Source organism: Bacillus testis (genome assembly GCF_001243895.1).
Taxonomy (GTDB): Bacteria; Bacillota; Bacilli; order Bacillales; family DSM-1321; genus Bacillus_AD; species Bacillus_AD testis.
Genome location: NZ_LN851186.1, coordinates 1766191 through 1792424 on the forward strand (window position 1 = coordinate 1766191; position 26234 = coordinate 1792424).

22 protein-coding genes are annotated in these 26234 nt (G+C 43.8%); 21 read left to right on the forward strand and 1 reads right to left on the reverse strand.

Annotated elements, in window-relative coordinates:
* Positions 1-27: 27 nt before the first annotated feature.
* From BN1765_RS09160 to BN1765_RS09250, 19 genes are all read left to right on the forward strand, one after another.
* On the forward strand, positions 28-1119 hold the full coding sequence (locus BN1765_RS09160; RefSeq protein WP_050614837.1) for a BMP family lipoprotein: 1092 nt from the start codon (positions 28-30) through the stop codon (positions 1117-1119).
* A gap of 469 nt (positions 1120-1588) precedes the next feature.
* On the forward strand, positions 1589-3124 hold the full coding sequence (locus BN1765_RS09165; protein ID WP_050614838.1) for an ABC transporter ATP-binding protein: 1536 nt from the start codon (positions 1589-1591) through the stop codon (positions 3122-3124).
* The gene (locus tag BN1765_RS09170) at positions 3117-4166 is read left to right on the forward strand and encodes an ABC transporter permease (protein WP_050614839.1); all 1050 of its coding nucleotides are present in this window, start codon (positions 3117-3119) and stop codon (positions 4164-4166) included. The genes BN1765_RS09165 and BN1765_RS09170 overlap by 8 nt, the downstream gene beginning before the upstream one ends.
* A 39-nt stretch (positions 4167-4205) precedes the next feature.
* Positions 4206-5132 (forward strand): ABC transporter permease, encoded by a 927-nt coding sequence (locus BN1765_RS09175; RefSeq protein WP_390621195.1) that lies wholly within the window; start codon positions 4206-4208, stop codon positions 5130-5132.
* Between the two features lie 284 nt (positions 5133-5416).
* Positions 5417-6694, forward strand: a complete 1278-nt coding sequence (gene yfmF, locus BN1765_RS09180; protein ID WP_050614841.1) for an EF-P 5-aminopentanol modification-associated protein YfmF — start codon at positions 5417-5419, stop codon at positions 6692-6694.
* Entirely contained in the window at positions 6694-7986 is a 1293-nt protein-coding gene (gene yfmH, locus BN1765_RS09185; protein WP_050614842.1) for an EF-P 5-aminopentanol modification-associated protein YfmH, read from the forward strand. The genes yfmF and yfmH overlap by 1 nt, the downstream gene beginning before the upstream one ends.
* Before the next feature lie 72 nt (positions 7987-8058).
* Positions 8059-8784: an elongation factor P 5-aminopentanone reductase gene (ymfI, locus tag BN1765_RS09190; RefSeq protein ID WP_050614843.1), complete on the forward strand. Its 726-nt coding sequence runs from the start codon at positions 8059-8061 to the stop codon at positions 8782-8784.
* 72 nt (positions 8785-8856) lie between these two features.
* A complete protein-coding gene (locus BN1765_RS09195) occupies positions 8857-9114 on the forward strand; it encodes a DUF3243 domain-containing protein (protein WP_050614844.1) in 258 nt (85 codons plus the stop codon).
* Between the two features lie 636 nt (positions 9115-9750).
* Positions 9751-10542: a DUF3388 domain-containing protein gene (locus BN1765_RS09200; protein WP_050614845.1), complete on the forward strand. Its 792-nt coding sequence runs from the start codon at positions 9751-9753 to the stop codon at positions 10540-10542.
* 20 nt (positions 10543-10562) lie between these two features.
* Complete coding sequence (locus BN1765_RS09205) at positions 10563-11474, forward strand: helix-turn-helix domain-containing protein (protein ID WP_050614846.1); 912 nt, start codon at positions 10563-10565, stop codon at positions 11472-11474.
* Positions 11475-11611: 137 nt separating this feature from the next.
* Complete coding sequence (gene pgsA, locus BN1765_RS09210; protein WP_050614847.1) at positions 11612-12190, forward strand: CDP-diacylglycerol--glycerol-3-phosphate 3-phosphatidyltransferase; 579 nt, start codon at positions 11612-11614, stop codon at positions 12188-12190.
* A gap of 16 nt (positions 12191-12206) precedes the next feature.
* A complete protein-coding gene (locus BN1765_RS09215) occupies positions 12207-13448 on the forward strand; it encodes a competence/damage-inducible protein A (protein WP_050614848.1) in 1242 nt (413 codons plus the stop codon).
* Between the two features lie 293 nt (positions 13449-13741).
* On the forward strand, positions 13742-14791 hold the full coding sequence (recA, locus tag BN1765_RS09220; protein ID WP_075050793.1) for a recombinase RecA: 1050 nt from the start codon (positions 13742-13744) through the stop codon (positions 14789-14791).
* 322 nt (positions 14792-15113) lie between these two features.
* Positions 15114-16676 (forward strand): ribonuclease Y, encoded by a 1563-nt coding sequence (gene rny, locus BN1765_RS09225; protein ID WP_050614849.1) that lies wholly within the window; start codon positions 15114-15116, stop codon positions 16674-16676.
* A 189-nt stretch (positions 16677-16865) separates the two neighbouring features.
* Positions 16866-17663 carry a TIGR00282 family metallophosphoesterase gene (locus BN1765_RS09230; RefSeq protein WP_050614850.1) on the forward strand — a complete coding sequence of 266 codons (798 nt, stop codon included), beginning with the start codon at positions 16866-16868 and terminating at the stop codon, positions 17661-17663.
* 392 nt (positions 17664-18055) lie between these two features.
* On the forward strand, positions 18056-18316 hold the full coding sequence (gene spoVS / locus BN1765_RS09235; protein ID WP_003211281.1) for a stage V sporulation protein SpoVS: 261 nt from the start codon (positions 18056-18058) through the stop codon (positions 18314-18316).
* Between the two features lie 160 nt (positions 18317-18476).
* Positions 18477-19397 carry a dipeptidase gene (locus tag BN1765_RS09240; RefSeq protein ID WP_050614851.1) on the forward strand — a complete coding sequence of 307 codons (921 nt, stop codon included), beginning with the start codon at positions 18477-18479 and terminating at the stop codon, positions 19395-19397.
* 206 nt (positions 19398-19603) lie between these two features.
* Entirely contained in the window at positions 19604-21349 is a 1746-nt protein-coding gene (locus BN1765_RS09245; protein ID WP_050614852.1) for a 2-oxoacid:acceptor oxidoreductase subunit alpha, read from the forward strand.
* Positions 21336-22202, forward strand: a complete 867-nt coding sequence (locus tag BN1765_RS09250) for a 2-oxoacid:ferredoxin oxidoreductase subunit beta (RefSeq protein ID WP_050614853.1) — start codon at positions 21336-21338, stop codon at positions 22200-22202. The genes BN1765_RS09245 and BN1765_RS09250 overlap by 14 nt, the downstream gene beginning before the upstream one ends.
* Positions 22203-22652: 450 nt before the next feature.
* Here the strand turns inward: BN1765_RS09250 and BN1765_RS20015 are convergent, their stop codons facing one another.
* Positions 22653-22913 carry a hypothetical protein gene (locus tag BN1765_RS20015; RefSeq protein ID WP_147554169.1) on the reverse strand — a complete coding sequence of 87 codons (261 nt, stop codon included), beginning with the start codon at positions 22911-22913 and terminating at the stop codon, positions 22653-22655.
* Between the two features lie 883 nt (positions 22914-23796).
* Between BN1765_RS20015 and tdh the strand changes: the two genes are divergently transcribed.
* Both tdh and BN1765_RS09265 read left to right on the forward strand, forming a co-directional pair.
* On the forward strand, positions 23797-24837 hold the full coding sequence (gene tdh, locus BN1765_RS09260) for an L-threonine 3-dehydrogenase (protein WP_050614855.1): 1041 nt from the start codon (positions 23797-23799) through the stop codon (positions 24835-24837).
* Between the two features lie 43 nt (positions 24838-24880).
* A complete protein-coding gene (locus BN1765_RS09265; RefSeq protein ID WP_050614856.1) occupies positions 24881-26056 on the forward strand; it encodes a glycine C-acetyltransferase in 1176 nt (391 codons plus the stop codon).
* Positions 26057-26234 lie beyond the last annotated feature (178 nt).

A 26234-nucleotide genomic window follows, 5' to 3' on the forward strand; every position in this document is an offset into this window, starting at 1 on the left:
ACAACATCTATTTAGGAGGTTTTACCTTTGAAGAAGCGTAAAATTGGTTTAGCGCTATCATTTGTATTGGCTGCCGGCACATTGCTTGGAGCTTGCGGAAGCAAAGATGACAGCGACAAAAGCTCTGACTCAAACAAGAAGGATAATTTCACAGTAGCGATGGTAACCGATACTGGTGGTGTGGATGACAAATCATTCAACCAATCCGCATGGGAAGGTATCCAAAAATACGGTAAAGATAATGGATTGAAAGAGGGAAAAGGCGGTTATGACTACATGCAGTCAAAAGCTGAGTCTGACTACTCACCAAACGTCAATACCCTTGTTCGCAATAAATTTGATTTGATTTATGGGATCGGGTTCAAATTGGAAGATGCGATCTCCCAAGCAGCTAAACAACGCCCTGACACTAAATTTGCGATTGTTGACTCTGTTGTAGAAGGCGATAATGTGGCAAGCATCACATTCAAAGAGGAAGATGGATCATTCCTTGTTGGAGTAGCGGCTGCTAAAGCTTCAAAAAGCAATAAAATCGGCTTTATCGGCGGTGTTGATGGAGAATTGATCAACAAATTCGAAGTTGGCTTTATCGCTGGTGTTAAATCTGTAAACCCTAAAGCAGATGTAAAAGTCCAATATGCCGGAGATTTTGGTAAAGCGGACGTTGGTAAGCAAATTGCCAACTCTATGTACTCTCAAGGAATCGATGTCATTTACCACGCAGCAGGCGGAACTGGTAACGGCGTGTTTACAGCAGCCAAAGAAATCAAAAAAGCAGATCCTAGCAAAAATATTTGGGTAATCGGGGTTGACCGTGACCAAGCTGACGAAGGCAAATTGAATGTAAACGGCAAAGATATGACTGTAACACTAACTTCAATGGTTAAACGCGTTGACATCGCTGTTGCAGACTTAGCTGAAAAAGCGAAAGACGGCAAGTTCCCTGGCGGCGAAGAAATCAAATACGGCCTTGAAGATAATGCAATCACTGTAGCAACAACTGGCGACAACCTTTCTGAAGATACTCAAAACGCAATCAAAGAGTGGACAGAAAAACTTAAAAACGGTGATGTAAAAGCGCCAACTACTCGTAAAGAATTAAAACAAATGAAATTCTAAGTTCAAAAAAGGATAAAGGAATGCTGTTCGGCGGCATTTCTTTATCCTTCAATAAAAGTTCCGTCGAAGCATTTAATTATACATGAATATTCAATTATGCGCAACTATTAATTTCTACGAGAAAGCAAATGAAAGGTTGTAGGAGGTAAGACTTCTTACATTCTTTCCTTTGCCTTTTCCTAAGCAGCTTTGTTATGGAAGATCGTCGTTGTAAGTTGATGCCAAACGTATCGCGAAATACAGCCTTCTTCCCAACAGAGCTTTTTATTCGGCCTTTTTTAGATAATTTCCCCTGAAAACAGGCGAGTATTGCAAGGATCAAGCAATATAGTAGGTTCATTCTTTTTAGTGTAAAGGGAGAGCAAGAGGTTAGAAACTGTATAGATTAGTATACCGAATCAAAGCCTTTCATTACAAAAGGTAAGCCAAATGGATGCTTACTATAAGATATAAGGGAGTGAGAGAACGAGTGGAACATGTTATTGAAATGCTCAATATAACGAAGGAATTCCCGGGGATCATCGCAAATGATAACATCACCCTACAGGTGAAAAAAGGCGAAATCCATGCACTTCTGGGGGAAAACGGAGCAGGGAAATCAACGTTGATGAACGTCCTTTTTGGTTTGTACCAACCGGAAAAAGGCGAAATCCGTGTAAATGGAGAGCCGGTTAAGATCACGAATCCAAACATCGCCAACGACCTTGGCATCGGGATGGTTCATCAACATTTTATGCTGGTAGATCCGTTGACTGTAACGGAGAATATCATCCTCGGTAAAGAGCCGACAAAATTCGGCAAAATCTCTTTAAACGAAGCAGCAAAAGAAGTAAGAAAAATTTCGGAGCAATATGGCCTAAGTGTTGACCCATATGCGAAAATTGCTGATATTTCAGTGGGAATGCAACAGCGTGTCGAAATCCTCAAAACTTTATACCGCGGCGCAGAAATCCTTATCTTTGATGAACCTACGGCAGTATTGACTCCGCAAGAAATCAAAGAATTGATCACCATTATGAAAAAGCTGATTGCTGAAGGCAAATCAATCATTTTGATCACACACAAACTAAAAGAAATCATGGAAGTGTGCGACCGGGTGACGATTATCCGAAAGGGAAAAGGAATCGGTACTGTGAATGTCGCAGATACGAACACGGATGAGCTTGCAAACTTGATGGTAGGCCGTGAAGTTGTCTTTAAAACAGAAAAAGCTGAACCGCAGCCAAAACAGGCCGTGCTTGAAATCGAGAACCTGACAGTAAAAGACAGCCGTCATGTCAAAGCGGTTAACAACCTGAACCTTGCTGTCCGGGCAGGAGAGATCGTTGGTATCGCTGGTGTCGACGGCAACGGACAATCTGAATTGATTGAGGCGATTACCGGTTTGATGAAGGCAGAATCCGGCAGTATCAAATTGAATGGCAAGGATATCACTAACCTTTCTCCTCGAAAAGTAACGGAATCCGCTGTTGGGCATATCCCTCAGGATCGCCATAAGCATGGATTGGTGCTGGATTTCTCCATGAGTGAAAACATCGTGCTTCAAACGTACTACCAAAAGCCTTTTTCGAAGAATGGTGTATTGAATCATACAGCTATTAATCAAAAAGCAAAAACACTAATTGAAGAATATGATGTGCGCACACCAAGCATCCATACGCTTGCACGGGCATTATCAGGCGGTAACCAGCAAAAAGCGATCATCGGCCGTGAAATCGACCGGAATCCTGATTTATTGATTGCTGCCCAGCCGACACGGGGCCTCGACGTAGGTGCCATTGAATTCATCCATAAACGTCTGATTGAACAGCGCGATAAAGGAAAAGCCGTTCTTCTTGTTTCCTTTGAATTGGATGAAATCATGAACGTCAGCGACCGGATTGCAGTTATGTATGAAGGGGAGATTGTGGCAATCGTGAAACCAAAAGAAACAACAGAGCAAGAACTGGGCTTATTGATGGCCGGTAGCAAACGTATGGAAACGGGGGAAACAAGTCATGACTAATAAACGCGCCATAAACATATTGGTACCCGTTATAGCTGTAATTTTGGGCCTTGTTGCCGGTGCCATTGTTATGCTGATTACAGGCTATAATCCAATTGATGGATATGTGGCTCTAGTCAATGGTGCTTTTGGAGAAATGTATTATGTGGGTGAAACGTTCAGACAATTCATTCCGCTTCTCTTGGCAGGATTGGCTGTCGCCTTTGCTTTTAGAGCCGGATTGTTCAATATCGGGGTTGAAGGCCAGGTAATCGTTGGATGGTTTGCCGCTGTGTGGGTCGGTACAACTTTTGATTTTCCTAAAATTATTCATTTGCCTTTGGCCATCATCACAGCCGCTTTGGCCGGTGCATTCTGGGCATTCATTGCCGGGTTCCTGAAGGCGAAACTTCGTGTCCATGAAGTAATTGTTACAATCATGCTGAATTATATCGCATTGCATGTAACAAACGCACTTGTTAAAACAGTATTGACTGATAACAAAGATAAAACAGAGATGGTGGCTGACTCCGCTTCGTTAAAATCTCCATTCCTGGAAAATCTGACGGATTTCTCCCGCCTGCACTGGGGTATCATCATTGCCATCATTGCTGCTATTATTATGTGGTTCATTATTGAAAAAACGAAAACAGGCTATGAATTGCGTTCTGTCGGCTATAACCAGGAAGCATCACGCTATGCAGGGATGAACGTCAATAAAAGCATTATGCTATCTATGGCGATCTCCGGAGCATTCGCTGGTCTTGCCGGTGCAATGGAAGGTTTGGGAACATTTGGATTCGTGGAAGTGAAAAGTGCTTTCACAGGAATCGGTTTCGATGGAATCGCGGTTGCCCTTCTAGGCGGCAACGTAGCGATTGGTGTCGGATTTGCGGCTCTTCTTTTTGGGGCTCTGAAAATGGGAGCATTAAATATGCCATTCGCAGCAGGTGTTCCAAACGAATTGGTCGACATTGTTATTGCATTCATCATTTTCTTTGTCGCATCAAGCTATTTTATTCGAGTGCTGTTAGAGCGCAAGAATCGTAAGGGGGATAAATAAGTGAGTATTACAGAAATCTTACAAATTATTGTGCCTTCTATGATTGCTTTGGCTGCGCCTTTAATATTCACTGCACTTGGTGGGGTATTCTCAGAACGGTCTGGGGTAGTTAACATCGGTCTTGAAGGATTAATGGTGTTCGGGGCTTTCTCTTCCATCGTTTTCAATTTAACCTTCGGGGACACATTAGGGCATTTGACACCTTGGATTTCAATCCTTGTCGCGATGGTTGTAGGGATGATTTTCTCATTGCTGCATGGTTTGGCATCGATCACATTCCGCGCCAATCAAGTTGTCAGCGGTGTGGCCATCAACTTCTTAGCAACTGGGTTATGTTTATTCCTTGTGAAATTATTCTATGACAAGGGCCAAACTGACATGATTCCGCAGGAAACTGCTTTTAATAAAGTAGATATTCCTGTATTGAGCGATATTCCGTTCATCGGGGATATCTTCTTTTCTAAGGTGTATTACATTTCTTATATTGCGATCATCATTCCGTTCATCGCATGGTATGTTTTATTTAAAACACCATTTGGCCTGCGCATCCGTGCAGTCGGTGAACATCCGATGGCCGCTGATACAATGGGCGTGAACGTAACGAAAATCCGTTATGTATCTGTCATGATTTCCGGTGCTTTCGCCGGAATCGGTGGTGCAATCCATGCGATCACGGTTACAAGCGACTTCAGCCATGCAACGATCAATGGCCAAGGTTTTATGGCGCTTGCCGCGATGATTTTCGGAAAATGGCATCCGCTTGGCGCTTTAGGGGCTGCACTGTTCTTTGGTCTGGCACAAAGTTTAAGTATCGTAGGGGCTTCGCTTCCTTTCTTCAAGGATATCCCTTCCGTATACTTATTAATTGCGCCGTATGTACTAACCATCATTGCTTTGGCTGGTTTCATCGGCCGCGCCGATGCTCCGAAAGCATCAGGGGAGCCTTATATCAAAGGTAGCCGTTAAATAAGAAAAGGAAGAAGCCTTGGCTGTCAGCAGCCAAGGCTTCTTCTTTTAGCGAATTGGCGAACAAGCAATTCCCACTAACAATCCGATTGGTTCAACGAATGATTGTTGGAGACAGATGAAACCTCGCTAGCAAAGTTTCACTTATTCTTGCAGGAGAAAAATGTTCGGCAACGAATAACTGAAGGTGGAGTGCAATAAACATAAACGATGTTTATAATTAGTAAGTGAAAGAAAGAATAAAGATTAATTGCTACTATACATAATGTCAGGGGGTTTTACCTATGTCACATGCCAATGAAATAAGCACCGAGAATGGCTATACATTGCATATCGTACCCACGGAAAAATACAAGACGAACTGTATCGTCTGGAAGATGAAAGCGCCTTTGGAAAAGGAAACTGTGACGAAGCGGGCTTTATTGCCTTATGTCTTGCAAAGCAGTACCGAGCAATTCAAGAATGCACCGCTATTGCGCGCCTATCTGGAAGAATTGTACGGGGCTTCATTATTCGTAAATGTCGGCAAAAAAGGCGAATACCATATCATGACCTTTTCGTTGGAGATTGCCAATGAAAAGTTTCTATCAGACCCGACGCCATTATTAGAAAAAGGTTTGCGCCTTTTAATGGACATTTTATTTAAGCCACATGCTTCAAATAACGCATTCAACGATAAAGAGGTAGAACAGGAAAAGCGGACGCTGAAGCAAAGGATCCAATCGCTGAATGACGACAAAATGAAATATTCGTCTAACCGGTTAGTAGAAGAAATGTGCAAAAATGAACCGTACGGCCTTGAAGTAAATGGGGACGAAAAGGAAGTGGATGCGATTACGCCCGCCTCTTTGTATGAGTATTACCAATATGCCATGCAAAACGATGAACTCGATTTATTTGTTGTAGGCGATGTAGATCCGAAGTATGTCCAGTCCCTGTGCCGCCAACTGGTCAAGCTGCAGCCAAGAGAGCCGAAAGTTCAGGCATCAGCGCATGTGCGCCAAGACATCAAAGTAAATGAAGTCATCGAGAAGCAGGCTATTATGCAAGGGAAATTAAATATCGGCTACCGTACAGGCATTACTTATGGTGACGATGATTACTATGCATTGCAAGTCTTTAATGGGATCTTCGGCGGTTTCTCCCATTCGAAATTGTTCATGGAAGTAAGAGAGAAGAATAGCCTGGCCTATTATGCAGCCTCTAGGCTTGAAAGCCATAAAGGGCTGTTGATCGTGGTTTCAGGCATCCAAAATGAAAATTACGAAAAGACGCTTACTATTATAAACGAACAAATGGAGAGCATGAAAAAAGGCGATTTTTCCGATGACATTATTGTCCAGACAAAGGCAGTCATAGAAAATCAGCTGCTTGAGACGGTGGATAATGCTTATGGGCTGATCGAAATCCTGTATCATAATGTGGTTTCCAAAAAACATGTTACCGTGGATGAATGGCTGGAAAAAATCAAAAATGTTACAAGAGAAGAGATCCTTGCTGTGGGCGAAAAAGTCCAGCTGGATACAATCTACTTCTTGACTGGATCGGAGGTGCAAAAGTGATGGAGCAATTGGTATATAATCAAATAGATGAAGTGCTTTATTACGAGAAGCAAAAAAACGGGCTGGACGTTTATATCCTCCCAAAAAAAGGCTTTAACAAAACATATGCGACTTTTACGACTAAATACGGTTCTGTCGACAACACATTCCGCCCACTTGGACAACAAGAGGTAAAAACGGTTCCTGACGGCATTGCCCATTTCCTCGAGCATAAGCTTTTTGAAAAAGAAGACGGCGATGTATTCCAGCAGTTCTCGAAGCAAGGGGCGTCAGCCAATGCCTTTACATCCTTTACAAGAACAGCGTACCTGTTCTCAAGCACTTCGCAAGTCGAGAAAAACCTGGAGACATTAATTGATTTTGTACAGGAGCCTTATTTTACAAAGGAAACGGTAGAGAAGGAAAAAGGCATCATCGGGCAGGAAATCAATATGTATAACGATAATCCTGATTGGCGCCTTTATTTCGGGGCCATTGAAAATATGTATAAAAACCATCCGGTGAAAATCGATATTGCCGGTACGATTGAAAGCATATCGCATATCACAAAAGATTTGCTGTATGAATGCTATCATACGTTCTACCATCCAAGCAATATGCTGTTATTTATTGTAGGCCCTGTCGACCCTGAAAAAATCATGGAGATGGTGCGTGGAAACCAGGCTAAAAAAGAGTTTGCCGAGCCAGAAGAGATTCTGCGAGAAAAAGTAACGGAACAAGATGAAGTTGCCTCTAAGAAGCAGGTATTGAAAATGAATGTGCAAACGCCAAAATGCTTGGTTGGCATTAAAGGAACAGTCCATCAAGAACACGGCAAGGAATTGCTCAAAAAAGAATTAACGGTTAATGTGCTGTTGGATATGCTGTTCGGCAAAAGTTCCGACATGTATGATGACTTGTATTCAGAAGGATTGATTGACGGCTCATTCTCTTACGAATATACACAGGAAACAGACTTTGGATTCGCCTTAATCGGTGGCGATACCCAAGACCCTGACACTTTGGCGGAGAAGGTTATGGCTTATCTCCTTAGCCATAAGGATGGCAGCCGTTTGGATGAAGATACGCTAAACAGGACGAAAAAGAAGAAGATCGGTTCTTTCCTGCGTTCCCTGAATTCGCCTGAGAATATCGCCAATTCATTTACAGGCTATGCATTCCATGGCAGCAGCTTATTTGATATTGTCCCGCTATTGGAGAGCATCACTATGGAAGACCTGAAGCAAGTGGCTAAAACCCTGATCAATGAAAAAAGATTGACGGTTTGCCAAGTTATGCCGAATAATAAATAAGACAAAACAAAGAAGGTTTGCAAAAGCGAACCTTCTTTGTTTGTAAAGAGCGGAGAGAAGGATGAAACGAAGATGAAAAATCAATATGTGTTAATAACGGGGGCCAGCGGTGCCATTGGCCGCGCAACCGCATTGAAGTTGGCGGAACAGGGGTATTCTCTATATCTCCATTATAATTCTAACGGCGAAGCAATCTCTGAACTGCTGCAGGAACTGAAACATTACAATATAGAAGCGATTCCTGTGCAGGCGGATTTGAGCCAGCCGGACGGGGCGGATCTTTTAAGTGAACAGATTCTATCTTTGCATCATCTGGTCCTGAACAGCGGTGCTTCACTTTATGGCCTGATGACCGATGTCAACCGGGAAGAACTGCATAGCATGACGCAATTGCATGTCATAAGCCCGTTTATTCTCGTACAGAAACTGCTGCCAAAAATAATGCGCGGGCATGCCGGCAGTATTGTGGCTGTCACGTCTATTTGGGGAGATACCGGTGCTTCCTGCGAAGTATTGTATAGTATGCTGAAAGGAGCCCAAAATGCGTTTGTCAAATCACTGAGCAAAGAAGTGGCTCCTATGGGAATTCGAGTGAATGCGGTATCCCCGGGCGCGGTTGAAACCCCCATGCTCGCTTCCTTTTCAAAAGGAGAAAAGCAAGCATTGGAAGAAGAGATCCCGCTTGGCCGCTTAGCAGATCCTCGTGAAATCGCCAACAGTATCTCGTTTCTGCTGTCGGAAGAAGCGTCTTATCTGACAGGGCATATCCTGAGAGTCAACGGCGGCTGGTATATTTAATTGGAATACAAGAAAAGCGTGCATAAAGCCATCCTCTCCTACACACATTATGTGTAAGAAAGGGTGATTAACATGTCTATCCTAGATAACTGGGACCAATGGAAAAACTTCCTTGGAGACCGTCTGCAGAGCGCAGAAGGCGATGGGATTTCCCAAAGTGTCATCTCTGATTTAGCATTCGAGATCGGCGATTATCTGGCCAACCAAGTAACGCCGAAAAACGATCAGGAAAAAGTGCTTGCCGACCTATGGTCAGTCGCTTCAGATGAGGAACGCCATGCAATTGCAAATATGATGGTCAAATTAGTGGAAAAAGGGCATAACCAATAAAGTGGTCTTTGATCGGTGCAGGTTTTATTTTTCCTCCACTAATCAGTAGTTAAACCAAGTGGATCCTCACCTGCGCTTGCTTGCCAATTAGGCTTCTTTATTTTGTTTTTCATAGGGAAGTAGAATCTTAGCGCATGTTAAATAAAATGTTGCAGAAAAAGCATACATCTTTTTGTATGCTTTTTCACATTATAAACTGCTGTTCAATTATAGCGTTTTTTTCATTATTTTAAAGGACAGTTGTAGTTCAATTTTTCTTCGTATTTGCCGATGGCAGTCAACAAGATTTTGTTTTCCGCAATACGATCGATAACATATTCCAGTTTATTAGACGGACTTAATAGATATAGGCCTACTTTTACAAGCGACAATTTTCAAAAGGAGGCATTATGGTTCAAGTTAAATGCCCTGATGAGGTTTACGACGGGGAGAATACGTGTAAAAAATAACGGTTCCACTTTACGGATAAAATTGATTTAGGGGCTTCTTTTTAGGGCGAATTATGAACAAAAAGAGAAAAATGCATTGCAAATTAATTTTCTAATGTTTTTTCTTTAATAATCCAGTAGAATCATTTATTATTAAAGAAGTTATGTAATTCTAAAGGGGTTGTCTGAAAGGACAGGGGGATATTCAATGGATCGTAAAGAGTGGTACTTTGAGTATGAAATTCAAAAGAACCGTCCGGGGCTGCTTGGCGATATATCTTCATTGCTTGGCATGCTTTCCATTAACATAGTAACCATCAATGGAGTAGATGAAGGGCGAAGAGGTTTACTGCTCAAAGCAAAGGATAGCAAAAACATTGAGCGTCTCGAATCAATCCTTTCCACTATGGATACGATAAAAGTAATCAAGATTCGCGAGCCGAAGCTGAGGGACCGCTTGGCTGTCCGCCACGGCCGTTATATACAAAGGGATGCAGACGATAAGAAAACATTTCGTTTCGTGCGTGATGAGCTGGGCTTACTGGTCGATTTCATGGCTGAGCTCTTTAAGAAAGAAGGGCATAAGATGATCGGAATCAGAGGGATGCCGCGTGTAGGCAAAACGGAATCAATCGTTGCGGCAAGTGTCTGTGCCAATAAACGCTGGCTTTTTGTCTCTTCTACATTATTAAAGCAAACAATCCGAAGTCAACTGATCCAAGATGAGTACAATGAGAATAATTTATTTATCATTGACGGCATTGTCTCTACAAGACGAGCGAATGAAAAGCACTGGCAGCTGGTAAGGGAGATCATGAGGATGAATTCGGTCAAGGTCATTGAACATCCAGATGCATTTGTTCAAAATTCCGAATACACGCTGGATGATTTTGATTATATCATCGAATTGCGCAATGATCCTGAGGAAGAAATTACATATGAACCGATCAACCAAAATCATTTATTTGGGGAATCAGAATTTGGTTCCTTTGATTTCTAAAGTATAGAAGGTGTGTATTTGTGACTGAATTAGGAAATACGTTAAAAGCCGCTAGGGAAGCGAACGGCCTTAGCCTCGATGATCTGCAGCAATTAACAAAGATACAAAAACGGTACTTGGTTGGCATCGAAAACGGCGAATATAGTATGATGCCGGGTAAATTTTATGTGCGGGCGTTCATCAAGCAATACGCGGAAGCTGTCGGCTTGGACCCGGAAGAGCTTTTTGAACAGTACAATAATGAAATCCCTGCTTCCCATAATGAAGAAATACCTGAACAGTTATCCCGGGTACAATCCAAAAAAACACTATCGCCGATGCAATCCAAGCTTTTGGAGGCGTTGCCGAAGATTCTCGTTGTTGTCTTTATTCTGGGAGCCGCTATTCTGATTTGGTGGGTTGCCACAAAGCTGGTGGACGGCAGCGAATCCAACCAATCATCCGGCGACAACCAAAATGACCAAGTCAAAGTGGTGGAAAACAAGGATGCTTCTGACTCCAAAGATAAAGGCCAGGATGAGAAAACAACCGCCAAAGATGAAGATCAATCCAAGCCAAAGAAAGACAAGAAAAAGGATCATTCTAAAGGTACTGACGATGATGTGAAACAAGAATTGAAATCTACCGATTTTTCCGGTAAGCATAGTTCGTATCAACTTGCGAATGCCAAAGAGTTTAAGCTGAAATTAACTTCAAAAGGCGAGACGTGGGTTAGCGTTAAGGACTCGGAGGGCAAGTCCTATTACCAGGGAATGCTGAAAGAGGGAGAAAGCGAAGAGATTGATTTATCTAGCGCCCAAGGTGCAGATATGATAATCGGCAACACAACTGCCACTGATATTTATGTAAATGGTCAATTGCTGGAATACGCGATTTCTCCTACGGAGCGTGTAAACCAAAATATCTCCATAGCTTTTCAAAAAGCAGAGTAATCTAACCGTACTCTAAAAGGAGCCCGGCTAATGCCGGGTTCTTCTACATAAATTTGTCCGTCTTGAAAAGATAGACGTATATATAACACTTAATCTAAATAACTAAATAATGGAAGTTTCATCTGGAGGTTTTAGCTTTGAATATACCTAATAAAATTACGGTGTCGAGAATCTGTTTAATACCCATTTTTGTCATTATTATGCTAGTGGACTTTGATTGGGGGACCGTCTCTTTTGCTGATGTGACAATGCCGGTTACTCATTTAGTGGGTGCGTTGATTTTTATTATTGCTTCGGTGACCGATTGGATAGATGGACATTATGCCCGCAAGTATAATCTGGTCACAAATTTAGGGAAGTTTTTGGATCCCTTGGCCGATAAATTATTGGTGTCTGCGGCCTTGATTGTCCTGGTGGAATTGAATTATGCCGCTTCTTGGATTGTCATTATCATTATCAGCCGTGAGTTTGCCGTAACGGGTCTTCGTTTGATCCTTGCCGGGACAGGAGAAGTGGTTGCTGCCAACATGCTTGGAAAAATCAAAACATGGACGCAGATCATCGCTGTCTCTGCACTGTTACTGCATAACTGGCCATTTGCATTTATTAATTTTGATTTTGCTACGGTTGCATTATGGGTATCTATGTTCTTTACCATTTGGTCAGGATGGGATTATTTTGCCCTGAACAAGGACGTATTCAAGAATTCCAAATAGAAATGGAGCGATGGGAATGGATGCGGAGATCATCGCAGTCGGTTCAGAATTATTGCTTGGCCAAATAGCCAATACAAATGCGCAGTATTTGTCCAAGCAACTTGCTGAATTAGGGGTAAATGTCTACTATCATACGGTCGTAGGCGACAATGCGGAACGGCTGGCCCAGGCAATCGAAGTGGCCGAGGGCCGGGCCGAGCTCATTTTGTTCACGGGAGGGCTTGGCCCGACCAAGGATGATTTGACGAAAGAAACAATCTCGCGCCATTTGCGTGCAGATCTTATTTTCGACCTGGAAGCGTTGCAGAGCATACAGCTCTACTTTAAGCGTACAGGTCGGGAGATGACTGAAAATAATAAAAAACAGGCGCTTGTACTTGAAAAATCGACAATCTTGCCGAATGACCACGGTATGGCCCCGGGTATGCTGTACACTAGCCAATCGCATGCCTATATGCTGTTGCCTGGACCGCCGAAAGAAATGCAGCCGATGTTCGCCGTTTATGGGGTGCAGGCTTTACAGAAGATATTGAAACACAATGATAAAATCCAATCTCGCGTCCTTCGTTTCTATGGAATAGGGGAAGCGCTGCTTGAAACAAAAATCGAAGATCTGCTGGTCAAACAGAGCAATCCGACCATTGCTCCTTTGGCTTCGGATGGCGAGGTTACTTTGAGAATTACAGCAAAGCATCTTTCCTCTACTGAGGGGGCAAAGATGATCCAGTCGGTGCAGGACGAAATCCTAAACCGTGTTGGGGAGTATTACTATGGGATGGACGAAACTTCTCTCATAGAAGAGGCCGTCAAGGAGCTGAAACGCCGCCATTTCACCGTCACCAGTGCTGAAAGTCTGACCGGGGGGATGTTCCAGCAAATGCTGACTTCTGTTCCCGGGGCCAGCAAGGTGTTTAAAGGCGGCTTGGTATCCTATTCTAATGAAGTAAAAGCACAAGTGCTTGGTGTCAGCCAATCGACTATCATCACCGAGGGCGTTGTCAGCGAGCGGTGCGCCATAGAGATGGCCGAGGGAGCGAAAACTTTATTCAATAGTGATTATGCTGTATCATTTACTGGTGTTGCAGGGCCTGATGACCTTGAAGGACATCCGGTCGGGACGGTGTTTATCGGTTTAGCCGCTCCTGGAAAGGATACTCAAGCCTTTCCCCTTCAACTGGGCCAAAGCAGCCGTGAACAGATCAGATTGCGAAGTGTAAAAAAAGGCTGTTCTCTTTTGTTGGCTGCATTGAGAGATTAATAGTTTAAAGGAACTTCTCCGGAAGTTCCTTTTTGTATGTAAATAGATCTTTGCATAAAGTAAAAAGGATAAAATGTGTGGGATTATTTTGCGAAAATACCCATTTGCTAGGGAATTTCCCGGTTTTTAAGCATGGCCAAGGCAAATAAAAAAGTCGAATAAACGTTCGCTTTTTGCTTGTCAAACACTGTGAAAAAGTATATAGTAAAGATAGTAATTCAGCTGATTGAGACATGTAAGCATCAAGCTTTAACTATAAATATTACAGTTTTTAATTTGAAGGAGGAACTTGAGTGAGTAGTGATCGTCAAGCAGCCTTGGAAATGGCTTTAAAACAAATAGAAAAGCAATTTGGTAAAGGTTCCATCATGAAGCTGGGGGAACAATCTGACCGTAAAGTTTCAACGATTCCAAGTGGTTCGTTGGCCTTGGATGTAGCGTTAGGGGTAGGTGGATATCCAAGAGGCCGCATTATTGAAGTGTACGGCCCGGAAAGCTCCGGTAAAACAACCGTTGCTTTGCATGCCATTGCCGAAGTTCAAGCAAACGGTGGACAAGCAGCCTTTATTGATGCAGAGCATGCATTAGACCCTGTATACGCGCAAAATTTAGGCGTGAATATCGATGAGTTGCTTCTTTCCCAACCTGACACAGGGGAACAGGCATTGGAAATTGCCGAAGCGCTTGTGCGAAGCGGTGCCATTGATATTATTGTTATTGACTCTGTAGCGGCATTAGTGCCAAAAGCGGAAATCGAAGGAGAAATGGGTGATTCTCACGTTGGGCTTCAAGCACGCCTTATGTCCCAAGCCCTTCGTAAATTGTCAGGTGCCATCAATAAATCTAAGACTATCGCAATTTTCATCAACCAAATTCGTGAAAAAGTCGGCGTTATGTTCGGAAATCCGGAGACTACTCCTGGTGGCCGTGCGCTTAAATTCTATTCCACCGTTCGGCTTGAAGTGCGCCGTGCTGAACAATTGAAGCAGGGTGCTGAGATTGTCGGTAACAAGACAAAGATTAAGGTTGTTAAAAATAAGGTGGCTCCGCCATTCCGTGTAGCAGAAGTGGATATTATGTACGGTGAAGGCATTTCCAGCGAAGGGGAAATCATCGATATGGCTTCTGAGCTTGATATTGTTCTGAAAAGCGGTGCATGGTATTCATACAATGATGAACGCCTTGGCCAAGGCCGTGAAAATGCCAAGCTTTTCCTTAAGGAAAATGATGGCTTGCGTTTGGAAATCAAACAGAAAATCCGTGACTATTACAATCTTGATGGAGAACACATCGTCGTTGACGAAGCGGCCGAAGAACAGGAACAACTGGACTTCGAAGAATAATAGACAGTAGTCTGAAGGCTTAACAGCATATGTTAAGCCTTCTTGTGTAGCTGTTTAATGAAAAAGGCGGGCGAAAAGCAATACAAGACCGCAAACACTAAGCAGGCCTGCCGTTCTAATGACTGAAAATTCAAGGCTATAGGTGGCACAAACCCTTGACAATGAAAAAATGCACCTATACAATTAATATGTATATTTTACATTTTTTCAAATTTAACCATTTGTAAAAAAGCCTATGTGCTGTATGTTGCTCTCCCGCAATATACATGCCGACATAACAAAAAAAATCGAAAATAATTCCATAGCAAGAGGAGGTGAAAAGATGGAACTCATTATTATCATCATCTCCATTTTGCTTGCTCTGTTCCTCGGTGCAGTTGTTGGATATTTTGTGCGGAAGTCTTTTTCTGAAAACAAAATAGCAGGGGCAAAGAATGAAGCTGAACGTATCATTGAGGATGGGAAGAGAGAAAGCGAAGCTCTGAAGAAAGAAGCCCTGATTGAAGCCAAGGATGATATCCATAAGCTTCGTACTGATGCTGAACGTGAAATTCGAGAACGAAGATCTGAATTGCAAAAACAAGAAAATCGGTTACTGCAAAAAGAAGAGAACCTTGATCGTAAAGACGAAACACTGGATAAACGTGAAAGCGTCCTAGAGAAAAGGGATCAATCTCTTAACCAAAGACAACAGCATATTGAAGAGAAAGAAAGCAAAGTGGACGATATGGTTCGTTTGCAGCAAACAGAGCTTGAGCGCATTGCAAGCTTGAATAGGGAAGAAGCTAAGGCGATTATTTTAGATCGTGTTGAAAAAGAGCTTTCTCATGATATTGCAATTATGATTAAAGAAAATGAAATGCGTGCAAAAGAAGAAGCGGATAAAAAAGCAAAAGAGGTTTTATCTCTTGCAATCCAGCGTTGTGCGGCTGATCATGTAGCCGAAACAACGGTGTCTGTTGTAACCCTTCCAAATGATGAGATGAAGGGACGTATTATCGGACGGGAAGGTCGGAATATCCGGACATTGGAAACATTGACCGGAATCGACTTAATCATAGATGATACACCTGAAGCAGTTATTTTGTCCGGATTCGATCCGATCAGACGTGAAACTGCACGGCTTGCACTGGAAAAACTAGTGCAGGACGGCCGTATCCATCCGGCGCGTATTGAAGAAATGGTGGACAAAGCGAGACGTGAAGTGGACGAGCAAATTAGGGAAATCGGAGAACAGACCACATTTGAAGTGGGGGTTCATGGATTGCATCCTGATTTGATCAAGATACTGGGACGCCTGAAATTCCGTACAAGCTATGGACAAAATGTCTTGAAGCATTCAATGGAAGTGGCATTCTTGTCCGGCCTGCTGGCAGCGGAACTTGGCGAAGACGAATCACTGGCCAGACGTGCTGGCCTGCTGCATGATATCGGTAAAGCGATTGACCACGAAGTAGAAGGCAGCCACGTTGAAATCGGTGTGGAACTTGCTACAAAATACAAAGAACATCCCGTTGTGATCAATGCAATCGCGTCCCACCATGGTGATACAGAACCAACTTCTATTATTGCTGTACTTGTTGCCGCAGCGGATGCGCTTTCTGCAGCAAGACCGGGTGCACGCAGTGAAACACTTGAAAATTATATACGCCGTCTGGAGAAATTGGAAGACATTTCAGAGTCGTATGATGGTGTAGAAAAATCATTTGCAATCCAAGCTGGCCGTGAAGTACGTATTATTGTAAAACCTGAACAAATCGATGATCTTGAGGCGCATCGATTAGCCCGTGATATACGCAAGCGCATTGAAAAAGAGCTTGATTATCCTGGACATATTAAGGTTACGGTTATTCGCGAGACACGTGCCGTTGAATATGCTAAATAAAGATTGTGTACAATCTATAAGAAGGCAAGCTGCGTATGGGCAGCTTGCCTTCTTTCTTGTAAACATGCAGCGCCGAGAGGTACCTTCAAATAGATATAGGGGGAAGTTCCTGCCATTGGAAGTTTCGCTTTATATGGTATACTTTTCATGTAAAATAAACAGGTTTCGAAAGCAGAAAGGGTAAATGAAATGAAATTATTATTTATTGGCGATGTTGTTGGCTCGCCTGGTCGCGATATGGTCCAGCAGTATTTGCCAAAGTTAAAAGAAACGTATAAACCGCAAGTGGTTATTATTAACGGGGAAAACGCGGCAGCCGGCCGGGGCATAACGGAGAAAATTTACCGCCAGTTCCTGGAATGGGGGGCGCATGCCGTGACTCTAGGAAACCACTCCTGGGATCATAAAGAGATCTTCACGTTTATTGATGAAGCCAATAATCTTGTGCGGCCTGCTAATTTTCCTGAAGGGGTGCCGGGCAAGGGAATTACGTATGTACGTTGGAATGCTTTGCAGGTGGCAGTCATCAATCTGCAAGGAAGGACGTTTATGCCGCCGCTTGATTGTCCTTTTAAAAAGGCGGAAGAGTTAGTGGAAGAAGCGCGCAAAGTAACGCCTATCATATTTGTCGATATGCATGCGGAAGCAACCAGTGAAAAACAAGCGCTTGGCTGGCTCTTGGACGGTAAAGTATCAGCGGTGATCGGCACACACACGCATGTACAAACGGCTGATTATCGTATTCTTCCTAAAGGCACTGCTTATATGACGGATGTCGGAATGACAGGTCCATATGATGGGATCCTAGGTATGCAGAAAGAGCCGATCATCCAGAAATTTTTTGACAGTTTGCCTGCCAGATTTACCGTGCCCAAAGATGGACGTGCGCAATTGAGTGCTGTTTTGATTGATGTTGATGATAAAACGGGGCAATCCAAAAGTATTAAACCTATATTAATAAATGAGGATCATCCATTTTTTGATTGATTACAGAGGAACTCTGAGAAATGGACTGCCCTAATTGTTAAACAAACTTTAACGATTAGGGGGCAGTTCATGAATCAGGGTTCTTTTTTATCCCATTTCAACTAGCGTTAAAACTCGAAGACTAAGAAGTATAAGGGGAGAGGAGATCAAGCGCCAGTGAGAATCCGATTGGTTCAATTGCTAATCGGTGGGGGAATCAAAACCCCCACCGATTAAAGATTCGCTTTATATGGACTGAAAATGTAGGAAGCGGTTATTGCAAGGGAGCTTTTGCACTTTAGGCCGTCATAAGTAGGACAAAGCATGAATATAGTAGAAAATGAGAGGAAAATCACTCATGGCACTTCACTGAAGCGGCAGTGAAAGAGGTATGAAACAAGGAGGAGCAAGGAATGGAAATATTAAAGGTTTCAGCAAAATCTAATCCTAATTCTGTTGCAGGCGCACTTGCCGGGGTTCTGCGTGAACGGGGAGCTGCCGAAATTCAGGCAATCGGTGCAGGGGCGTTAAACCAAGCTGTAAAAGCAGTAGCCATTGCTCGAGGATTTGTGGCCCCCAGCGGAGTAGACTTAATCTGTATTCCTGCTTTTACAGACATTTTGATTGATGGTGAAGAGCGTACTGCCATAAAGCTAATTGTAGAACCCAGATAACAATCGCAAATCAGCCTGAGTGCGCAAGCGGCATGCAGGCTTTTTTTGCTTTTGGAGGAAATTTTTAAAAATGTTATTGCTTTCCGGGCTTAGTGGGAGATAAGATCTATTTAACGAGTTTTCTTTTGGCAGGTTCCAAGAAAAGAAGGAGGGTATGCCGATGAAAATAATAGATATGCATTGTGATGTTCCCATGAAGCTGCTTTTGGATGAAACATTATCGTTCACAAGGGAGGCGGATATGGATGTAACACTCCCGCGGCTTCGGAAAGGAGGAGCGAAACTACAGTACTTTGCTCTTTACGTACCTGAGCATATTCCCCCAACCTTGCGTTTCCAGGCTGTTTTAGCCATGGTTATTAAGGTGCAAGACCAGATTCTTGCTGAACGTGATATCAAGCTGATCCGCAGCAAAAAAGACTATGACATGCTTGAAGACGGTGAAATAGGCGCTATTCTTTCCTTGGAAGGCTGCGATTGTCTACAGGAGAATCTTAGCAACTTAAGGACATTGCAATCCCTGGGTGTCACGGCTGTGGGCCTTACCTGGAATTATGCCAATGTATATGGCGATGGAGCGAAGGAGCCCCGCAATGCAGGACTGTCTTTGCAAGGAAAAAAATTAGTCACGTATATCAAAGAAGAAGAGATGCTGCTTGATCTTTCCCATTTGAATGAAGCTGGATTTTGGGATTGTCTTGAATTGGGCGGACGAGTATTTGCCTCGCATTCCAACTGTAGGGCATTATGTGAAACACCGAGAAATTTATATGACAGCCAGGTACAGGCATTGATCAAAAGGGATTCTTTGATTGGAATCACCTTTGTCCCTCAATTTCTACATCTTGGGCGGCCTGCAGCGATACAGGATATTATTCGCCATATTGATCATATTTGCTCATTAGGCGGCGAAAAAAATGTAGGGTTCGGTTCTGATTTTGATGGGATCGACCACCATGTGACCGGGCTTACTTCCTTTGACCGATATCCGCTGTTAATCGAAGAATTGCAGCTCCATTTTTCAGAGGAGCAAGTGGAAGGCTTTGCATTCCGTAATTATGAAAGAGTATTGCTGAAGTGAGAGGGATATATTCTATAAAATTATTTGGCTTATAGTATTGCTTTTTTTTGCACTTTTGGCTAGAATTGTAATCGCTTAGCTATGCCGATAGAGACGTGTCGTTTTAAATATCTAAATATTTAAAAAACTTTGTTTATATTCTCTTGAAAGCCCGTATAAGCTATCAGCAGTTTTATTTAAAGCGTTACTAAAGGGGTGTAAGGTCTATGATCAATCAGCTTTCTTGGAAAGTTGGAGGGCAACAGGGTGAAGGAATCGAAAGTACAGGGGAAATTTTTTCTATCGCTTTAAATAGGTTAGGCTATTATCTATATGGTTACCGCCATTTCTCCTCCCGCATCAAAGGAGGGCATACGAATAATAAAATACGGGTGAGCACATCGCAAACAAGGTCTGTTTCAGACGATTTAGATATATTGGTAGCATTCGACCAAGAAACAATCGATGTGAACTATAAAGAATTACATACAAAAGGCATCATTATTGCCGATTCAAAGTGCAAGCCATCCATGCCGGATGATTGCCAGGCTGCTATGTTCAGCGTTCCGTTCACTGAATTGGCTGCATCACTAGGGACATCACTGATGAAAAACATGGTGGCCGTCGGGGCATCCTGTGCGATTCTCGGACTGGATCTGATCGTTTTTGAAGAGGTGGTACGCGAAATCTTCGAAAGGAAGGGCGAGCAGGTCGTCCAGAAGAATCTGAATGCAATCCAAGCCGGCCATGCCTATATGCAGGAAAAGTTGAAGGAGCAGGGAACACCTCTTAAGCTTGCTGAAGGGGATGGCAGCAAACGGCTTTTTATGATTGGAAATGATGCAATCGCTTTGGGCGCACTCGCCGGAGGCTGCCGCTTTATGGCTGCCTATCCGATTACGCCTGCATCCGAAATCATGGAATACCTCATCAAGAAGCTGCCTGCGGTGGGCGGCACGGTCATCCAAACGGAGGATGAGATTGCTGCGGCGACCATGGCCATTGGCGCGAACTATGCAGGCGTCCGGACAATCACTGCTTCAGCGGGGCCGGGACTTTCGCTTAAAATGGAAGCCATCGGTTTATCGGGGATGACGGAAACGCCACTGGTAATCGTGGATACGCAGCGGGGAGGGCCTTCCACAGGGCTTCCTACCAAGCAGGAACAGTCGGATCTTATGGCTATGATTTACGGAACGCATGGTGAAATACCGAAAATCGTAATGGCACCAAGTACCGTGGAAGAAGCTTTTTATGATACGGCGGAAGCTTTTAATCTAGCGGAAGAATATCAAGTGCCGGTAATTATCTTGTCAGATTTGCAGCTTTCTCTTGGTAAACAGACCGTGCAGCCACTGGAATTGGAAAAAGTCGAAATTCGGCGCGGTAAATTGGTGAAGGGGTCTCTGCCGGATAGCGAGGAGTATTTCAAGCGGTATGCATTAAGCGAAGATGGGATTTCCCCTCGTGTCCTACCGGGCATGAAAAACGGCATCCACCATGTGACGGGCGTTGAACACGATGAGACGGGAAAACCATCGGAGACAGCCGCAAATCGCAAACTTCAGATGGAAAAAAGGATGAAAAAAATCAGCCATTTGCCATTTTCTGTCCCGGTATATAAAAATGCCAAGCACGAGGAAGCGGATTTATTGATGATTGGATTTATTTCAACACGGGGGGCTATCGAAGAGAGCATGCAGAGGCTTGAACAAGATGGCTTGAAAGTCAATCATGCCCATATCCGCTTGATCCATCCTTTCCCGACGCAGGAAATCATGCCATTGATCGCCTCGGCGAAAAAAGTGGTGGTCATCGAAAATAATGCCACCGGCCAATTGGCAAATATCATAAAAATGAACGTCGGCCATGTGGACCGGATACAAAGCATCCTAAAGTATGATGGAAACCCGTTTTTGCCCAAAGAAATTTATGCTTCATGCAAGGAGTTGTTTGTTTATGGCAACATTTAAAGACTTTCGGAATAATGTAAAGCCTAATTGGTGCCCGGGTTGCGGAGATTTTTCCGTCCAGGCTGCAATTCAAAGGGCAGCGGCGAATCTGGGCCTAGAACCCGAAAACCTTGCCATCATTTCCGGGATTGGCTGTTCCGGCCGCATATCCGGATACATAAAATCCTATGGCTTTCACGGCATCCATGGCCGTTCCCTGCCGATTGCCCAAGGAGTCAAAATGGCGAACCGCGGCCTGAAGGTGATTGCTTCGGGAGGGGACGGTGATGGATTTGCTATAGGGATGGGGCATACGGTCCACGCCATCAGAAGAAACATCGACATCACCTATATTGTCATGGATAATCAAATTTACGGCTTGACGAAAGGACAGACCTCGCCAAGATCAGGAACAGGTTTCAAAACGAAGTCCACGCCTCAGGGATCGATTGAACCAGCGCTTTCGCCGCTCGAAATGGCTTTGGCTTCTGGAGCATCCTTTGTAGCGCAAAGCTTTTCAACTGATTTAAAAGACTTGATCAGCATCATCGAAGCAGGCATCAACCATAATGGATTTTCATTCATTAATGTCTTTAGTCCATGCGTAACCTATAACAAAATTAATACGTATGACTGGTTTAAAGAAAATCTAACCAAGCTGGCCGATATTGAAGGCTACGATTCCTCAAATCGTGAAGAAGCCATGCAAACGTTGATGAAGCACAATAGCTTGGTGACCGGCATTGTATATCAGGATACGAATCGGCCTTCCTATCAAGATCTGGTGCCTGGTTATGCACAGACGCCTTTATCCGAAAGCAACCTGCAACTCAGCCAGGAGAACTTTGATCAGTTGTTGGCTGAATTTATGTAATCAACTTGTGGAATGATCAGTGGGTACTCCTTTACTGGACGTACTTCTGATGATTCCTTTTTCTTTTATTGATCAGCTTCCCGGTTTAACATCCATATTCCGATCCCTAACCGACCATATATTGTTTGCCGCTAAATGGCTGGAAAATGGGTCTGACTCATTTAATCAATGATCAGGGGATAAGTGAAAAATTCGAGTGATTAAAATTTTAACCTGATGCAATGAAAAAAACTGCGGTAAAAGTACCCGCAGTCTCTTCTCAAAAGGTTTATGCTATTCATTTAAACATTGGATCTTACTGGAATCTTCTTATTCCATTCTAACTCGCGCAAAGACTCACACTTTAACTCAAGAGTAAAGACAAAGAAGTGTAAGCTGCAAATCAAATGCCAGTAAGAATCCGTTTGAAATCAGCGGGGAATAAATGCCCCCACTTTTCAAAGTTTCTCTTTATTGGTTGCGGTTGCGGCGGAGTCTTCTGCAGCGGCAACGGCATCTAAGTCTGGTGAAAGAAGAACTGCTTTCGAATGAAGAGGTTGACTCTTCTTCTTCTCTGCGTTCACAACGGCGTACGGCCCGGCAGAAGTCGCGTTGATTTAGTCTGGTGCGAACCGGGAAAGAACGATTGCGGCGGCGGCCGCTTTCAATGAAGTTTTCCTCCCTGTTTCTTTCATTTTCACAACCGAATGATTCATTATTTCTAAAGCTCATTCACCAACAACTCCTTTAAAGTAAGTTCTATGTAAGATATGTCGAAAGGGGACAAGTTGACAAGGCGTGAATCCTATTTGGCTGAAAAATAAGCAAATAATCCATTTAATCGGCGTTAAGATTTCCATTCGATAAGAGAATGAAAACGAAAAACGCAATAGGCAAATGAAGCGATATTCAAGGGCTCGTAGTAGTGCAGCTTAACGCTGTAGGGGTAAATGTAACCCCCACCGAATAAATGAACGAAAAAAACCGCGGAAAATGCCCGCGGCTCTTTTCTAAAGAGTCATGCAATGAATCTATACGTTTAGCCTTACCAGAATCCGAATCCGTTGCATCCACAAAAGCCCCAGCCCCAGTTGTTACATCTGTTGCAACGTCTTCTTCTGCAGCGACAGCGGCGACGATTGTGAGAACAGCTGGAAGAACTAGAAGAGCTAGAAGAACTGGAAGAGCTGGAAGAGCTGGATTCTTCTCTTCTGCGTTCGCAGCGGTTCACGGCCCGGCAGAAGTCGCGCTCATTTAGTCTGGCACGAACCGGAAAAGAGCGATTGCGGCGACAGCCGCTTTCAGTGAAGCTTTCCTCCCTGTTTCTTTCATTTTCTCTGCCGAATGATTCATTATTCATGTTGCTCATTCATTAACATCTCCTTTAAAGTAAGTTCTCTGTAAGATATGCCGAAAAGGGACAAGTGGACAAGGCGTGTACCTATAAACGAGAAAAATAACCAATAAAACTTTTTTCCTGAAATAAAAATAAATATTCCGAGCACTTCCATTTGTCTTTCTGGTGTGGACAATATATTTCCAATATATAGTTATCATGTTAAAATGTTATCAATTCATAGAAATATATACAGTTAGAAATGGGGAGATGTACACCATGAATGGAAAAATGAAATCGTTGGTCAAGTCTGCCAGAGAATACGGGGCCCGTTTGGAAATGAGGGAAATCCCTTCTGTTCCAGATGATGGCGTACTTGTGAAAGTGACTGCCGCCTCTATTTGCGGGACGGATGTCCATATCTATAACTGGGATGACTGGGCCCAAAGTCGTGTTAACCCGCCGTATATTTTCGGCCATGAATTTTCAGGCGTAGTGGCAGAAGTCGGGCCAAAAGTTACCTCAGTCAAAGTCGGAGAACATGTTTCCGCCGAGACGCATATTGTTTGTGGAAAATGCCCTCAATGCCTGGAAGGAAAGCAGCATGTATGCAAAAATACAAAAATTATCGGTGTCGATCTTCCAGGGAGCTTTGCGGAATATATTGTAGTGCCAGAGAGTAATATTTGGAAAAATCCGATTGATATGCCTTTTGAAACCGCTTCCATACAGGAGCCTATGGGAAACGCGGCTCACACTGTATTATCCGGCGAAGTGCTCGGCAAGAGTGTGGCTATAATCGGCTGCGGCCCAATTGGCATAATGGCTGTAGCAATTGCCAAAGCCGCCGGTGCTTCTAAAATCATTGCTATTGACATCAATGAATACCGTTTAGGATTGGCGGCTAAAAATGGCGCTGACTTTGTTGTAGACAGCAGCAAGGAGAATCCTGTCGAGAAGGTGAATGAGTGGACCGATGGGAATGGCATCGATGTAGTTTGTGAAATGAGCGGCCATCCTTCAGCAATCAATCAAGGTTTTGAAATGGTGACAAATGGAGGAAGAGTATCCATCCTGAGTTTGCCGACTAAACCGGTTTCCATTGATCTGACCAACCATGTTGTATTCAAAGGAGTGACAGTACAAGGCATCACCGGCCGCCAAATCTTCAAAACATGGCAGCAAGTGTCCGATTTATTGGCTACCGGCAAAGTGCAGGCGAATCGCATTATCACGCATCATTTTCCGCTGGAAGAGTTCGAGAAGGGATTTGATTTGATGATTGCGGGCAAATGCGGAAAGGTAGTACTGCATCCATAATCTTGAAAAAGTTGTTAAAAATAAGTGAGGGAGATGAAAGAATATGAAGGGGTTTGAATATCTGCAAGCAGAGCTTGAGGAAATGAAGAAGGCCGGGACATATCGCGGCTTAGTGCCAATCCAGTCAGAACAAGGTTCTAGGGTGACGATTGAAGGAAAGGAATACATCCAATTGTCCTCCAATAATTATCTGGGCTTGACCTCCCATCCGCGGCTCCGCAAAGCGGCATTGAAAGCAGTCGAAGAGTTTGGGGCGGGGACAGGATCGGTCCGCACGATTGCCGGAACATTCACGATGCATGAGGAGTTGGAGAAGAAATTGGCCGACTTCAAGCATACAGAAGCGGCATTGGTCTTTCAATCGGGCTTCACAACAAACCAAGGAGTGCTGTCTGCCATCCTGTCTCCTGAAGATGTCGTTATTTCAGATGAATTGAATCATGCTTCCATTATCGACGGCATCAGATTGACAAAGGCGGCAAGGAAAGTCTATAAACATGTAGACATGGTAGACCTGGAAAAAGCACTGCAGGAATCTCAGTCATTCAGGAAGCGCCTGATCGTAACGGATGGAGTCTTTTCTATGGATGGAAACATCGCTCCACTGCCTGAAATCGTCCGTCTGGCAGAGAAGTATGATGCTTTGGTGATGGTGGATGACGCCCATGCATCAGGCGTATTGGGCAGCAATGGCCGAGGCACAGTCAACCACTTTAATCTCGATGGCCGCGTCCATATCCAGGTCGGGACTTTAAGCAAGGCGATTGGTGTATTGGGAGGCTATGTGGCAAGTTCCAAGACTCTTTGCGATTATTTGATCCAGAAAGGGCGCCCGTTCTTGTTCAGTACATCGCATCCGCCTGCAGTTACGATAGCTTGTATGGAGGCTATCGATATACTGCAGGAAGAACCGCAGCTGATTGACCGGCTATGGGAAAATACAACTTTCTTTAAAAAAGGATTGCATGGACTAGGGTTTAATACAGGCGTCAGTGAGACTCCAATCACCCCTGTAATGGTCGGCGACGAAACCCTGGCTATTGCTCTATCTGATGCTTTGAAACAGGAAGGGATTTTTGCGCAAAGCATCGCTTTTCCGACAGTGGCGAAAGGTAAAGCGCGCATCCGTACGATTGTAACAGCGCAGCACTCGCGCGAAGAATTGCAGCAAGCCCTTGATGCCTTCGAACGAGCTGGAAAGGGACTGGGGCTCATCTGATCAACTGTACCGAAAGCGGGCCTCTTGCGTGATGGCAAGAGGCTTTTTCTGATGTCTAAACCCCAGAAGCCACGGTATTGTTAAATACTCTCAAAACCGCTATACTAGAGGAATGTGCAAGCTGTCAATCTGAGCTTACAGTCATTTAAATAGATCGCATGTAGCTGCAAAGGCAGCT